The 15,008-nt window shown below is 63.3% G+C and carries 12 protein-coding genes; 7 read left to right on the forward strand and 5 right to left on the reverse strand.

Going from position 1 to position 15,008, the window contains the following annotated elements; all coding sequences use genetic code 11:
• Together Q1V87_RS15660 and Q1V87_RS15665 are read right to left on the reverse strand one after the other, a co-directional pair.
• Positions 1-891, reverse strand: an 891-nt coding sequence (locus tag Q1V87_RS15660; RefSeq protein WP_300594978.1) for a Gfo/Idh/MocA family oxidoreductase, incomplete at its 3' end; no start/stop codon positions are given.
• Positions 888-1,985: a DegT/DnrJ/EryC1/StrS aminotransferase family protein gene (locus tag Q1V87_RS15665; RefSeq protein WP_300594980.1), complete on the reverse strand. Its 1,098-nt coding sequence runs from the start codon at positions 1,983-1,985 to the stop codon at positions 888-890. The genes Q1V87_RS15660 and Q1V87_RS15665, both read right to left, overlap by 4 nt.
• A gap of 104 nt (positions 1,986-2,089) precedes the next feature.
• Here Q1V87_RS15665 and Q1V87_RS15670 point away from each other — a divergent pair, with 104 nt between their 5' ends.
• The 7 genes from Q1V87_RS15670 (at position 2,090) to Q1V87_RS15700 (ending at position 11,987) form a co-directional block, all read left to right on the forward strand.
• A complete protein-coding gene (locus Q1V87_RS15670; protein ID WP_300594983.1) occupies positions 2,090-2,872 on the forward strand; it encodes an acyl-ACP--UDP-N- acetylglucosamine O-acyltransferase in 783 nt (260 codons plus the stop codon).
• The gene (locus Q1V87_RS15675) at positions 2,869-3,864 is read left to right on the forward strand and encodes a lysylphosphatidylglycerol synthase domain-containing protein (protein WP_300594986.1); all 996 of its coding nucleotides are present in this window, start codon (positions 2,869-2,871) and stop codon (positions 3,862-3,864) included. Before Q1V87_RS15670 ends, Q1V87_RS15675 begins: the two co-directional genes overlap by 4 nt.
• Positions 3,865-4,001: 137 nt before the next feature.
• A complete protein-coding gene (locus tag Q1V87_RS15680; protein ID WP_300594989.1) occupies positions 4,002-6,254 on the forward strand; it encodes a hypothetical protein in 2,253 nt (750 codons plus the stop codon).
• A gap of 53 nt (positions 6,255-6,307) precedes the next feature.
• Positions 6,308-8,527, forward strand: coding sequence for a hypothetical protein (locus Q1V87_RS15685; RefSeq protein WP_300594992.1), 2,220 nt, complete (start codon positions 6,308-6,310; stop codon positions 8,525-8,527).
• A 1-nt stretch (position 8,528) separates the two neighbouring features.
• Positions 8,529-10,403, forward strand: coding sequence for a glycosyltransferase (locus Q1V87_RS15690; RefSeq protein WP_300594994.1), 1,875 nt, complete (start codon positions 8,529-8,531; stop codon positions 10,401-10,403).
• Entirely contained in the window at positions 10,400-11,266 is an 867-nt protein-coding gene (locus tag Q1V87_RS15695; protein ID WP_300594996.1) for an ABC transporter permease, read from the forward strand. The genes Q1V87_RS15690 and Q1V87_RS15695 overlap by 4 nt, the downstream gene beginning before the upstream one ends.
• The gene (locus tag Q1V87_RS15700) at positions 11,250-11,987 is read left to right on the forward strand and encodes an ABC transporter ATP-binding protein (protein ID WP_300594998.1); all 738 of its coding nucleotides are present in this window, start codon (positions 11,250-11,252) and stop codon (positions 11,985-11,987) included. The genes Q1V87_RS15695 and Q1V87_RS15700 overlap by 17 nt, the downstream gene beginning before the upstream one ends.
• 51 nt (positions 11,988-12,038) lie before the next feature.
• Here Q1V87_RS15700 and Q1V87_RS15705 read toward each other — a convergent pair whose 3' ends face one another.
• The 3 genes from Q1V87_RS15705 to purE all read right to left on the reverse strand — a co-directional run.
• Complete coding sequence (locus Q1V87_RS15705; protein ID WP_300595000.1) at positions 12,039-13,124, reverse strand: glycosyltransferase; 1,086 nt, start codon at positions 13,122-13,124, stop codon at positions 12,039-12,041.
• Positions 13,125-13,166: 42 nt separating this feature from the next.
• The gene (locus tag Q1V87_RS15710; RefSeq protein ID WP_300595002.1) at positions 13,167-14,636 is read right to left on the reverse strand and encodes an LCP family protein; all 1,470 of its coding nucleotides are present in this window, start codon (positions 14,634-14,636) and stop codon (positions 13,167-13,169) included.
• Positions 14,633-15,008: 5-(carboxyamino)imidazole ribonucleotide mutase (purE, locus tag Q1V87_RS15715; RefSeq protein ID WP_300595004.1), on the reverse strand; the 376-nt coding region annotated here is incomplete at its 5' end. The genes Q1V87_RS15710 and purE, both read right to left, overlap by 4 nt.

Here is a 15,008-nt window from a genome sequence, read left to right on the forward strand (position 1 = left end):
TACATCGACATCTACTGTTCCGTCTATGAGCCCGAGAAAACGGTCGAGCTGAGCAGCGAGCGGTTCGCGGCCGGTGATCTCGGGGACCTCCATCTCGGTCATCTGCCGGAATCCTGCCCCCCCGGGGCGATCCTCGGATACCGTGGTATGGCGATACAGCGTGACACCCCTACGAAGAAGGTCGACCTCGACCATGTCCCCGAGTGTCTGAACCAGCAGCGTTCGCACCTTACGCTGACCTAGACGAGACGCTGATGCAGACGCGATCAGGCCCTTCCCAAACCCGAGTATGACCTCTGCGACATCCTCGGCACCCTCTACCGAGTCAGGGTGAACCTGACCAAGTTGCACCGCAACACTTTCGGGGTCGCTGCCCCCGAAAAGTTGGGCGAGCAGGTCCACGTCATGAACCAACAGATCCCAGCCCACCCCGGTGCGGATACGAGGGGCATACGGCGAATGCCGCACGGCTCGCGCATACACCGGCTCCTCGATCATCCGTTGTGCGGTGATGAATGCTGGGTTGTAGCGTTCGAGAAACCCGCACATTACGGGCACGCCGCTAGCCTCGGCTAGACGAAGGATCGCTTCGGTCTGCGAGAGCGAAGGAGCAACGGGCTTCTCGATGAGCAACGGAATTCCCGCTCCGATCACTTCGACCGCAATGTCGTAGTGGTGCTCCGTGGAAGCCGCGACCACAACGCCATCTACCTGACCGAGGCCTTCGAGATCCGCCGCCCAGCGGGTCTCATAGTGGGCTGCGGCTCGGCGCCCGGATTCCGGCACGGGGTCTACGACTACGGCAAGTTCGGCGTGTGCGCTCTCCGAGATCACTCGAGCATGATTGCGACCCATGGAGCCGGCGCCGACTAGGCCCACTCGATAGGTCATGACGCGGCCAACGCGCTAAGAACGGCATCCGCGATGTGATCGATATCGCGCTCGGACAGGTGCTGGTGCACGGGGATCGAGATACAGCGTGCGGCTACACGCTCAGCAACTGGGGTTTCGGAACGGATCACATCAGGTCGCTCACGATAAGGGTCGTAGTCGTAGACGGGTTTCGGGTAATAGATGCCCGAAGCGACGCCGTAATCACGTAGCCGTTCCGCGAACTCCTGCCGCCCCACAGGCTCCGGAAGAAGAAGAGTGTACTGATGCCATACATGCCGGCGATCGGCCAGTTCTCGGGGCAGAACGAGACCCGCGATCCCCTGCAGGCGCTCAGTGAGTGCCGCCGCGTTCGATTGTCGTCGTGATATCTGCTCGCCATAGCCCTCGATCTGGGGCAGGGCGAGCGCGGCTTGCAGGTCGGTCATGCGGTAGTTGTGACCAGCCATCACGTACTCATACCGAGCCTGCATGCCCTGGTTTCGCAGAATTTTGAGCTCGCGCGCCATCTCGTCGTCGGCGGTGGTGATGATGCCACCCTCGCCGGTCGTCAAGTTCTTGGTCGCATAAAACGAGAAGCATCCCGTGCCGAACGTCCCCGCCGAGCGACCCCTAAAAGCAGCCCCGTGCGCCTGAGCTGCGTCCTCCACGAGGCTCAACCCACGATCCTCAGCAATGCGCACGAGCGCATCCATATCGCCCGTCTGCCCGAAGAGATGGACCGGCATGAGAACCTTGGTGCGATCGGTGACGGCAGACTCCACTGACTCGGCGTCGAGAGCGAAATCGTGCTCCCCGATGTCCGCGAATCGGACGGTGGCACCTGCTTCGAGAATCGCATTGAGCGTTGCGATGAAGGTGAAGGGACTCGTCACGACCTCATCACCCGGTCGAAGATGGTGCACTGACAGTGCGGCGACGAGCGCCGTCGTGCCGTTGTTCACGGCGATCGCGTGGCGCGCACCCACAAGCGACGCAAACCGATCTTCAAACTCCGCGACGACCGGCCCCTGGGCGATGCTGCCCGATCTAAGAACGTCAAGGACGCGCGCCTCGACGTCAGGGCCAAGCTGAACGGTAGAGATCGGTATCATACGTATTTCCTCTGCTGGGCGAACCACACCCTCCGAGCTTCGATCCTACAAGCGCGCGCGCAAGCAGCACCAAGCCCCGCCGCTCCTGCGCATGTCGGATAGAGTTGACGCCGGTCCGGGAGGCCCTACACGACATGCCCACATCTGACAGACTTGACATCCACCCCACGGCCCTCATCGCGGAGGGTGTGCAGTTGGGGGAGCGCGTGCGCGTGGGAGCATTCACAACGTTACGTGGGCCACTGACCGTCGGGGACGACGTAACGATCGGCGACGGCTGCCGAATAGGCGGGGCTCCAGAGATCACGACCATGCCCCAACACGAGCCGGGTGGCTACGCCGGGGTCCGCATAGCTAGCGGTGCGACGATTCGAGAGAACGTCGTCATCCACCAAGGCAGCCTGCGGTCGACGGTTATCGGAGCACGAAGCTGGCTCCTCAACAGCAGCTATGTTGCCCATGACGTGATCATTGGCACCGATTGCGTGATTTCTTCGGGGGTCAAGCTCGGCGGCCATGCGGAGGTCGGATCGCGCGCGAATATCGGCATGAACGCGTCCGTACACCAAAGGCGGGTCGTGTCACCGGGGGCGATGGTCGGCATGAACACCGCGGTCAGCAGAGACGTTCCACCATTCGCTAAGGTGCTCGGATCGCCGCCGCGGGTGTGGGGGCTGAACATCTACATGCTTGAGCATCTCGACATTGATCGGGACATCCGGGACGCTCTTGCGGTCGCCTACTCACGCGGTGACACGTTGCTACAGCACCTCCCTCGGCCGACCGACGACCAGTCAGGTGCGCATTACGTCCAGTGGTGGCTGGAACGGGAGACCGACCTACGCCCCATGCGCGCCGTGGAACGAGTCGGGTTGCACGCGGAGTGACCAGCCGGAACGAAGGCCGGCCAACAGCCCGGGCCGTTATTACGAACACTCTTCGGTGGCTACTCATCGCGGCTGTCCTCGCTGCGACGACATGGCAGCTCGTGATCAACTGGGAGCAGGTCGCGAACACACTCCTGCAGATGCAATGGCAGCGGATTGCCGTCGCGTTCGTCGCGGTCAGCCTCGGTGTCTGGGCCTCAACGATGAGCTGGATCACGCTTGTTGATGAACTCGGGACGCCGATCGGCGCCGGCCGGGGCTCCGAAGTCTTCCTCGTGGGCGCGCTTGGCAAGTACGTGCCGGGCTCTGTCTGGGCATACGTGCTCCAGATCGAGCTCGGCCATCGCTCAGGTCTGGCACGCGCGCGGGTATTCACAGCCTCGGTGTTTAACCTCGGTGTCATCCTCGTCGCCGCTCTCATCGCGGGCGCGGCGAGCGTACCTGTGCTCATAGCGCGAGATCCCGCGCTATCGTGGCTGCCCTGGCTCTACCTCCTGCTTCCGATCGCGATCATGATGTTGCACCCGAGGATCTTGACAGCCATCACCCGCTATGGGTTTCGTCTGTTGCGTCGGCCACTGCCTGATCATCCCGTGCGCTTGCGGGCTGTGGCGATGTCACTCGCGTATGCGCTCCTCACGTATGTGCTGTACGGAGTCCACCTGTGGATGCTCGCTGACACGTGGGAGGGACTGACCCTGGCACCACTGCTGCTCTGTATCGGAACAATGGCGCTTGCAATGGTCGGTGGGCTCGTCGCTTTCCTTCTACCGTCTGGCATCGGCGCGCGGGAGTTCATCATCGTCACAGCACTGGCCCCGCTCGTCGGGGTCGGCCCGGCGACCGCCTACGCCGCCGCGAGCAGGCTCATCTTCATCGTGAACGACATCCTCGCGGCGGGCGTCTCCGCTATGGTCGCGTATCTCGCGCGGCGCCGCAGAGGCGCCTACCACGGGGATGTCGGCGTGGACGAAAAGAGTAGCGGGGTCTGATATCGGGGCTAGGACCGGTCGCGGTGTCGTGCCGGGACGTCATCCGGGTCCTCGCGAAAGCGTGAAGCCGCGTCGCCGCTCAAGGTCGATTCCCATCGCGACAGATACACTTGGTGCGGCCGGAGAGGAGTCACCCCGTGACCAATTGGTTCATGCGCATCGCCGCCGCCGGAGTCGCTTGCGGTCTCGCCGTCGCAACTCTCGTGGGTGTGACCGCCGCGAGTGCCGCCAACTCTTCCGATTTCGAGGCCGGCAACATTATCTCGGACGAGAGGTTCTTCGACAACGGGTCAATGTCGGAGGAACAGATCGCCCAGTTCCTCAGGGACCAGGTGCCCGCCTGCCGTGCTACGGACCCCACCCTGCCCTGTCTGCGCGACTTGGTCACCTCCACGAGCGACCGCTCCCCCGCTGCCAACGGGTGCGCGGCGTACAAGTCGGAAGGTTGGGAGAGCGCTGCGCGTATCATCTGGAAGGTCGCGCAAGCCTGTCGGATAAACCCGCAGGTCCTGCTTGTCACCCTTCAGAAGGAACAGTCCCTCGTCACTTCGACGAAGCCGTCCCTTTACCAATACAACGCCGCAATGGGAGCAAATTGCCCTGATGATCGGCCGTGTGACCCGAATACGCAGGGCTTCTTTAACCAGGTCTATAAGTCGGCTTGGCAGTTTCGCCAATACACGCACACTCCCTCATCCTGGGGATACCGGGTTGGCTTGAACTCCATCCTCTTCTCTCCTGACCGCAGTTGCGGATCTGCGCCTGTGGTGATCCGCAATCAGGCAACGGCAAACCTTTACATCTATACCCCCTACCAACCGAATGCAGCTGCGTTGAACAACCTCTACGGGAGAGGCGACAGCTGTTCTACGTACGGAAACCGGAACTTCTGGCGGATATTCACCGACTGGTTTGGCTCAACCACGGCGACTGGGACGACTCCGATCGACTCGCTGTACGCTGCGATGGGCGGAGCCTCCGGCGTCCTCGGCGCAGTAACCAGCGACTACATTCCTATCTCAACTTCCTCGGGCGCTGGAACGGGTCGCGCCTACGCCAACGGCTCCATCTACTGGTCCCCGCGGACTGGCACAGCGGCGGTCCTTGAGCCCTTCCGTTCGTTCTATTTCGGATATGGGGGAGCCACCGGGATACTGGGCTGGCCGAACTCCCAGACGATTGACTTGCCCCAACGGACGGGCGGCGCCGCGCAGTCCTACCTCCACGGTTCCGTCTACACGAGCACGTCAACAGGAACGCACTCCGTGGTCGGCAGCCTCCGCGACACCTACTTCGGATACGGCGGAGCGACCGGCTGGCTCGGATGGCCAACTGCCGAGGCCTCCTCGGTTTCGAGTACCGCAGGGCCACGGGTAGCACGCGGCCTGCTCCAAGAGTTCGAGTACGGGTATCTCACCTCGGAGTCCGCCACGGGAAACCACGCAGTCAACTCGGCCGTCGGAGCACGTTACGTCGAGGACGGGGGCCCTAACTCGACTCTCGGGTGGCCAGTATCCGAGCCGCTGACTTATGACTACAACGGCGGCGGAACTGCACAAGTCTTCGAAGGCGGGTCGATCTTCGCTTCTCCTGCAGGCGCCTTTGCGCTCCAGGACAGCTATCGCGACGTCTACTTCGCAGTTGGCGGTGCACAAGGATGGCTGGGGTGGCCGACGACGGGGCCGATCTGCCCTAGCCCCGGCGTGTGCTGGCAGCATTTCCAGAACGCCTCGATCCTCAAGGATTCTACGGGCACCCGTATCGCGCTGGCCGCGATCGAGGATCTGCACGCCGCGGCGGGAGGCGACAGCGGGGAGCACGGTGCGCGCACGAGCGGACTAGTGCGGATCATCGAAAACGGCGGCGGCCTCGGCCAGGTCTACCAGAATGCATCGGTCTACTTCTCATCCTCCGGGACCTACGCCGTGTCAGGCGACATTCGCGCACGCTACTGGGAGATGAAGGGGGCGGCGGGGCCGCTCGGCTTCCCGACGACTCCAGAGACGTGCGGATCGGCTTCTTCATGCGAGCAGTCATTCGAGGGAGGGACGATCGTGTGGTCCGAAGAACATGGCACGCTCATCAGCAGTGGCGCGATCGCCGAGGCGTACTGGCTCGCTGGTGGCCGCGAGACCCTAGGTGAGCCGCGTTCTGCGGTACTGACCATCCCCGAGAACGGAGGCGGGGTGGCGCAAGTCTTCGAGTCCGGTTCGGTGTATAGCTCGACTGCAGGGGCTTTCGCCGTCCTAGAGCCGGTGCGCAGTGTCTACTTCGGCTACGCAGGGTCCGCGGGGGATTTCGGATGGCCAACAGGCCCAATGGAGTGCGAAGCGGGTGTGTGCTCACAGAGCTTCCAGGGCGGGGTGATCAGCGCCGCCTCGCAACGCTGAGTACCCCGGCGCAGCTCCCCAGTCGCCGCAACACTCTTGAGTAGGATGGTGCGGTGAGTCTTGTGGATGAATCGGTGGCCTCCGGCGTGGCGAATCAGTCGAGACGGGCCCCCGACTCACTTCTCGCACTCGGTGTTGCGATCTCGGTTGGAATTCTGGGCCTGATCGCAGCGTGGCTGGGAGTCCACTTCTTCTATGTCGGAGACAACCCGGAATCCTTCATTCCGCTCTGGCACCACTTCGGCACCCTGCTGAGGAGCGGCGAATGGCCGACGATGGAGCCGTCAGGCTGGATGGGCGGCAACTACGTCGGAGAGGCCGCCTACGCCCAATGGAATCCGATCCTTCTAGCGCTCTATGTCGCGGTATCGCTCTTCAATGACATGGCCCTCGGCGCAACGGCTGCGATGGTTTCACTGCTGTCGCTCCTAGGCGCAGGCTCCTATCTGCTGATGCGGGCATACGGAGCACGTCAGGCCGCAGCTGTCGCACTGTCCGTAGCTGTGCCCGTCACCGGTTTCACTCTCTTCTACGAAGCGGCGGGGTGGCCTGCCGGACTTGCGGCCTTCACCGGTGTCACCTACTTCTGGCTCGCGGTGCGAAAGCAGTCAGTCAATAGCTGGCCACCAGCAGTGACTTTCCTGTTCGGTTATCTGGCCGTCACAACCGGGAACCCATACGCGCTCCTCGGTGTGCTCGCGGTGCTTGCGGGGTCATTCTTTGAGCTGCTGATCGCGAAGTCGTGGAGGCAATCGGTGGAGTTGGTTATCACCGGCCTGCTCGTCGGAGTCGTATCGCTGCTCGTCTTTCTCCCCCTCCTCGGAGTCCAGCCGGTCACGGTTAGACAAGAACTCGCGGGGATCGTCAACGACACATTCCTTGTTCCGGACCTTGGAGACCTCGCAGCCTCGAGTACGCCCTCGTACCTGCCTACCATCACCAACTGGGGCGGGGCCCTCGTGGAGAGCCTTCCTTCGGTGTACCTCGCATGGTTTGCTGTCCCGCTGCTCCCATGGATTCGTTGGCGAGCGCTCTGGAGTGATCTCCGAGTCCGCTCCAGTGTCCTCGTCGTCGGCGGCCTGTACGCATTGGCCGTGCTCGGCCCATCGAATCTGTGGCTCTTTCGCTGGCCGATCCGACTCGTCGAGTACCTGTATCTCGCGATCCTGGTAATCCTGGCTATCGCCGTGTCACGGGGCATCCACCCGGTCTCGAGGACCCGAATTGCCGCCTCGTCCGCCATCATTCTGTTCGGGAGCTTCCTCGCTGTATCGACGACTCCATCTGGCATTCGATTGCACATCATCGCGCTCGTTCTCGTCAGCGTGCTCTTTCTATCTCTTGTCGTTGCCATGCAACGTCGAGGTCTCGCCGCGGGCGCCGGCGTTCTCGTAGCGGGGATCTTCGTCGTCACGGCGTTCCAGGCAGCCGTATACCCGCAAGGCGCGCGGACGTTCATCGTGCCCTCGAACATCAGCGAAATGACGGCCCAATCAGAGCAATTCGAGGGCAGGGTCTTCCAGCTTGCGCAGCAGAGCCTCGCGGGTCCCGACGCAATCAACTCCGCCGCGCTGCTATTTGGGAATCTGAGCGCGCCGCTCGGGTATGAGAGTGTGAATCGCTACTCGGGGATAAGCTTCCGTTCATTCGCCGAATTCATGTGCATCGACTACAAGGGCAACACCTGCCCCGAGACCTTCGAACGGCTGTGGCAGCCGGTCGAAGAAACTGACGGATCCGTCGCCGACGCGATCGGTGTCGGCACTCTCGTGCTCCAACGAGCCGCGTACCCCGACGCAATTACTGAGGGTCCGCCCTCGGGGTGGCACGTGGCTGAGTCGGACCCGATACGGGTGGTCTGGGTTCGCGATACGCCCCTAGTACCGAACGGTCGGGTGTCGGCCACCAGTCCAGGAGTGACCGCCCGAAGCGCGACCTCAAACCCGACAGAAGAGACGGTTGAGGTGTCATCGGATTCCGGTGGAGTCGTCACATTCGCACGCCTCGCGTGGCCGGGATACTCCGTGAGCATCAACGGCGAACCAGCCACCTATCAGCAGACACCGCAGGGGCTGATGCAAGTCCAGGTTCCTCCTGGTGACTCACTGTTGCAGCTCCGGTATAGCGCGCCTGGGCTCCAGTTGGGCGCAGTGATGACGGCAATCGCTGCCGCTCTCGCTCTTGTGCAGTCGGTGTGGTGGCTATCCCGTAGGTGGCGACGAGGACACACGCCTTCGACCGCCACCGAAAACCTCTCCCCCGGAGCACAGTGACATGAGCAAGTCTTCCCAAGATGCCCGAGCCGTGCGTTCCGAGGATGCCACGCTGACCCTGCATCGTCTGCTGTTCCAACCGCTCGAGAGCATCGCAAGCGAACAGCTGTACGTAAGCCTCCCCCGTGGTCGGGTTGTGCAATTGGCGCGAGAGTCCATCACGCTCGCCGCATTTTCCACCGCGTCGACGCGCACCTACTTCGGTCGGTTTCCGGCTGCCTACTACCAGCGGTGGACGTCCGTCCGTACAGTCATCGCGCGAGCGAATGTCACCGGCTCGGGGCGGATCCGCGCATATGCGAGCGACGATCTCGATCGAGAGAGGATTGTCGGAGTCGCAGACATCGACTCGACCGACCGGGAGGTCGAGATGGAGATCGAACTGGCCCTCGATCGCTTCCTCGACGGTGGCTTTCTCTGGGTTGACCTCGAATCCGGCGAGGGCGAGCTGACCGTGTCTGACTTGCGGTTTGAAGCGATCGATCCTGTCGTCGCGAAGCCGGTATCGATCGTGGTGTGCACGCACAATCGCGCGCCTGACTGTGCCAGCACGCTTTCAAGCCTCGCGAGCGACGAACAGGTTCTGAACAGGATCGAGCGAGTAGTTGTCGTCGACCAGGGAACGCAACGAGTAGACGCACTCCCCGAGTTCCCGAGCATTGCTGAGTCGCTCGGTGGCCGCCTCGCATATCTCACTCAGAGGAACCTTGGCGGGGCAGGTGGCTTTACCCGGGGAATGTACGAGCTGACGGAGGAAGAAGCCGACCGAAGCGCAGATATCATCCTCATGGATGACGATATTGTGCTGGAGCCCGAGACTCTGCTGCGACTCTCGGCGTTCTCCTCTCGAACGATTCAACCCGTGATCGTCGGAGCGCAGATGCTCTACCTCTATCACCCGAACCTGCTACACACCTCAGCAGAGGATGCGCAGCTGGACACCCTACGGGCGGGCGTACCCGTGCACGAGGACGAACAGGGGATCGATCTCACGGAGAAGTTGCCCTACCGCTGGGCCGAGGGTGGCTACAACGCGTGGTGGACCTGCTTGATTCCAACGTCCGTTATCCGCAAGATCGGCTACCCACTTCCTCTCTTCTTCCAGTGGGATGACATCGAGTATGGCCTCCGCGCGCGCACTGCCGACTACCCAACGGTGACCCTCCCTGGGTCCGCTGTGTGGCATGCGGACTTCGCACTGAAGGACCGGGACGATTGGTCCCGCTACTTCTCCTACCGCAACTCGCTGATTGTTGCGGCGCTGCACGGTGACTGGCGGACGCGCAAGGTCGTCGCCACCCTAGCCAGGGATCTGCGCGAGATGATCCTCTCCATGCAGTACGGACTCGCTGCCACCACCCTCGCTGCAATCGACGGGTTTCTTGCGGGACCCGAGTCGATACGCGCAGGCAGCGCGGAGCCTGTGGAAGCGGTGCGTCTGCTCCGCGGCGGCTTCCCGGATACCGTCCGCCACCGACCTGAGGAGATCCTCGAGAGCGGCTTGTTCTCGCTTCCTGCCATCCACTCCGGCGGCTACCCTCGCATCCCGTGGCTTGTGGTCATCAAGCGAACCGCGTGGCAGGTTCTCGGGCTCAACCGGCTCATCGGAAAGATCTCCTCCGCGGACAGCAACTGGTATCACTCCTCACAGTTCCGCCAGGCCATCGTTACAGACGCGGCACTTGACACCTTCCGCATCCGCAGGTTCGACGCCAAGACGGCCCTCCGTGTTACCCGACAGTCTGTTCGCACTCTCGGCCGTCTCGCGCGACGCGGGACGGCTGTTGCACGAGAGTGGCACGGTTCGCAGGAGTCTCTCAGTAGCCGAGACACATGGTCTCGAATATTCCACCGCGACGAGCAGGAGGACCGATGACCGATCACGGCGCCGTCCCCTCCGGAATGGGATCACCTGCCAGGGGCCGGGGCCTGATCGATGTGTTCAGAAGGCGCTACCTTCTGACACTGATCGTCAACAAGGAAGTGCAGATCCGATACCGCGGATCACTTCTTGGATGGCTATGGTCCTACGTCAAGCCGCTCGTGCAGTTCGTCGTCTTCTATGTCGCGCTGGGCGTCTTCCTCGGCCTCAACAAGAGCATCGACTATTACCCGATATACCTACTATCTGGCATCACCATCGTCACCTTCTTCAACGAGGCGTTCTCCAACGGCACAAGATCTCTCGTCGACAACGCTTCTCTGATCAAGAAGATCTACTTGCCGCGGGAGATGTTCCCGGTGTCGAGCGTTCTTGTTGCGGGCGTCAACACACTTCCTCAGATCGCCGTTGTCATCGCGGTGTCACTCTTCTTTGGCTGGACACCGTCCGTTGTTCAGATCGCCGCCCTCCTCTTCGCGCTTGTCATGGTTGCGATACTCGCCACGGGCCTTGGCATCCTCTTCGGCGCAATCAACGTCACCTTTCGCGACGCGCAAAGTTTCGTCGACGTATTTGTCATGTTCGCCATTTGGGCCTCACCGGTCATGTACCAATGGCAAATGGTCGCGTCGGAACTCTCGAACACTGCATTTGTGCTCTACCGTCTCAATCCCTTGACACCTGCTGTTGAGCTATTCCACTACGGTCTGTGGTTTCCCCTGAACCCAAGCGGCGCCCAACCGCTGCCCGATCTCTGGCTGTACGCGAGTATCGGGTTCCTGGTCGCGCTGACGGTGCTCGTTCTCGGACAGGCAGTTTTCAGACGTCTGGAGGGTCGCTTTGCCCAAGATCTCTAGGACAAACGCGGCGGTTATCGTCGATGATGTGCACAAGAGTTTCACCCTGCGCCACACTCATTCCATCAAAGAAACGGTCGTCGCCGCATTCAAGCGTAAGTCGCTGTCTTCCCAATTCCACGCTCTCGATGGCGTCTCGTTCGAGATCGATGAAGGTGAGTCCGTCGCGCTCCTCGGTTTCAACGGTTCGGGGAAATCCACGATGCTCAAGCTGATCTCTGGAGTGCTGCGCCCTGACAGCGGCAGAGTGCTCACTCGGGGTAGGATCGCAGGCCTCATCGAAGTCGGGGCAGGTTTTCATCCCGACCTTTCGGGCCGAGAGAACATCTACCTGAATGCCGCTATTCTCGGGATGAGTAAGAGCGAGACGGAATCCCGCTATCAGGACATCGTAGCGTTCAGCGAGATCGAGCAATTCATCGACACCGAGGTCAAGCACTATTCCTCCGGCATGTTTCTCCGACTCGCTTTCTCTGTAGCTATCCACACCGAAGTGGACATCCTCTTGATCGACGAGATTCTCTCCGTTGGCGATGAGCCTTTTCAGAAGAAATGCCTGGCTCGAATCCGTGAACTCCACGAAGCAGGCAAGACCCTGATCGTCGTGTCACATGACCTGGACATGGTGTCGGACTTGTGTGAACGAGGTATCCTTCTGCGCGACGGATCGGTGGCGTTCGATGGCGATAGCAAAGAGGCGGTCGCGCTCATGCGACGCTGACGGCCCTGTCCTCACAGGGTCGATCTGTGAACTCGCAACAACCACCTGCCCTCACAAGTCGGCATGCAGCTGCCACACCCGCTCGCCGGCTTCTCGCCACGAGAAGGCCCGTCCGCGATCGGCAGCGAGCGTGGCCGCGCGGCGGCGCTCGGCATCCGGCCCAAGAAGTGGCGCGACGGATGCCGCGAGGGCATCCGCTCCACCCTCGATGACCGGTCCCCCCTCACCGACGAGTTCGCGATGGACCGGTGACGCGGCGGCAATGACGGGAACCCCGAGCGCAAGCGCCTCCAGCACACGCCACCCGTAGGAGGGCAGTACGCCGGGAGCGACGAGAACGGATGCCGACGCGATCGCCGACGCGCGGTCTGCCGCATCCACGGCCGGGGCCAGGACGGCCGGGGCCAGCACGCCCTCCGCGTCTGGCGGCGCACCGAGGACGATCACAGGAGCCTCCGGAACCTCCCGCCCGAGCGCGGCTATCAGCTCGCCCAGCTCCCCCGCCGAAACCCCCGACCCGTCGACGACGACCGCGCCTTCGGGCACGCCCAGTGTCCGCCGACGTCCGACGGCATCCCGCGGCTCGGCGAATCCGTCCGGCGCGGCGCCGGCGATCACCCGGATCCGGCCGCGCAGCTTCGTGCGCTCCGCCAGCTCCTCCGCCATGGCGTGCAGCGGCACGACGACGGCATCCGCGTGCTTCTCCGCGCGCTTGAGCATCGCGCGGTGCCACGCAACTGACGCCTTCGAGACGCGCTCCGGGTGGGTCCAGGGCGTGAGGTCCCAGATCGTGACCACGGTCTGCTCGTGGTTGTGGACGCGGTCGTGACGCACGAGGGGCGCGAACAGCGTCGGCGAGTGCAGCATCCCCGCCCCGAGGCCGCTGGGAAGGCCGAGGGAGACTGCGGTGGCGAGTTCCCGGCGCGGGATCGGCGAGGACTCGACCCCGGCAAGGCCCTCGAATGCCCGCACCTCGGCGAGCGCGTCGTCGCCAGCCGCAGGAACAACCCCAGAGACCTCGCATCCCCGTGGTGCGGCAGCGATCAGGGCGCGCGTGAGCTCCCGCGAGGCCATCGCGAGGTCGGGATCGGTGGGGGCGACCAGCTGATCGAGCACCACCCGCAATGTCGTCGTCACAGCATCGAGCCTGTCGTCGGGGAAACCGGGAGCCTCACGCGCTTACGCACCGGGCGTGGGTGTGGGAGTCGGCGGATGCAGCGTCTGCTGCAGGTAGCTCTGAATGAACGCGACATCGTCCGCCGAAAGCTCCTCGGGGATGACGCCGATGCCACCGACCGAACTCGGAGTCAACTCGATGGTCGTGACCGGCTGCTCCTTCGACTTCAGCGCAAGCTCGGCGAAGTAGGGCACCATCGACTGCGGAATGTCGGTCTGCACGATGGCCGTACCGGCGGTCAGGACCTCGTTGAACCGGTTGAGGACGTTCATCGGCGTGAACTGCGCGAGGATCGCCTCCTGCAGTTGCCGCTGGCGCAGCATCCGGTCCCAGTCGCTCGTGGTGTAGCGGGAGCGGGCGTACCACTGCGCCGTGTCGCCGTCCATGTGCTGGAAACCGGGCTCGATCCAGCCGATCGCCCACTCCTCGGCGGGTTGCCCGTCGTAGGAGGGACCGCCACCCTTGGGGAGACGCTCGGACACGTCGATGTCGACGCCACCGAGCGCATCGATGAGAGCCGCAAAGCCGTGCATGTCGATGAAGACGTAGTACGGGATCTCGATCCCAAGCAAACCTTCGGCGGCATCCTTCGTCGCCTCGATACCCGGCTCCGAGCCGTTCGCGACGGCATCCGGATACAGCGCATTGCCGTCACGGCATACTTCCACCTCGGTGCGCAGCTGATTGATGCCACTCCCCCACCCGCAGACCGGGTCCGAGTGACCGGTGTGCCCGTTCGGGTAGAGGTCTTGCATCGGGCCCGGCGCGAAGGGGACGTTGACCATGTCGCGCGGGATGCCGGTGATCGTGACGGCTCCCGTGTCGGCGTTGATGGACGCGACCGAGATGCTGTCGTACCGCATGGAGTCGCGGCCCTCGCCGCTGTCGGCGCCGAGCAGCAGGATGTTGTAATAGCCGTCCGACGGCGGCACGGAGGGTCCGGACTCGGCGAAGATTGCACCGAACGAATCGCGCACGCCCCCGAGCCGGTCGGATGCCCAGACCACGCCGCTGCCAGCGAGCACGAGCGCTCCGACGCCGACGAGCGCGACGGCGAATCGCGTGATCGACCCGGTGCGCACGAGTCGTACGAGGCGCAGGGTGTCGATCGTGAGGATGATCCACAGGAGCAGGTAGACGAACAGCAGGGCCTGGACGCCGAGCAGCACGAACCAGTTCGTGGCGATCGCGACGAACGCCTGCTGCCAGAGCAGGAGCGTGACGATCGAAACCGCGATCAGCGTCCAGCCGAAGAGAGTCGCACCGAGCCCGAAGCGGCCGAGGCGCCGGTTCCCCGCGAGAACTTGCGCTGATCCGGGGATCAGGAAGTTGAGAACCAGCAGCCACCAGGCACGCCGGGTCATCATCGTCCGCGATGCCGTGTTGGGGTAGCGAAGCGGACGGTTCTCGATCACCGGCCGCCTCGCTGATTGCTGCGCTCCGGCCGTCCGCGGGGGGCTTGCGACGCTCACAACGCCTCCTTGAGCCGCCGGTTCTTCTCCTCGACGACGCCCTCGAGTTCGCGCGCGTAGTTCTCGATGGCATCGGCATGCGCGGGGTCGGCGATTCCCAGCATCCGTACCGCCAAGAGGCCGGCATTCCGGGCCCCGCCGATCGAGACTGTCGCGACGGGGATGCCGGCGGGCATCTGCACGATGCTCAACAGCGAGTCCAGGCCGTCGAGGGTGGCCAGAGGCACGGGAACGCCGATCACCGGAAGTGCTGTGACGGAGGCGAGCATGCCGGGCAAGTGCGCGGCGCCTCCAGCTCCCGCGATGATGACACGGATGCCGCGCCCTCGCGCCTCGCGCCCGTAAGCGACGAGCTTGTCGGGCGTTCGGTGG

It is taken from the genome of Microbacterium sp. (assembly GCF_030149085.1).
In the GTDB taxonomy this organism is placed as follows: Bacteria; Actinomycetota; Actinomycetes; order Actinomycetales; family Microbacteriaceae; genus Microbacterium.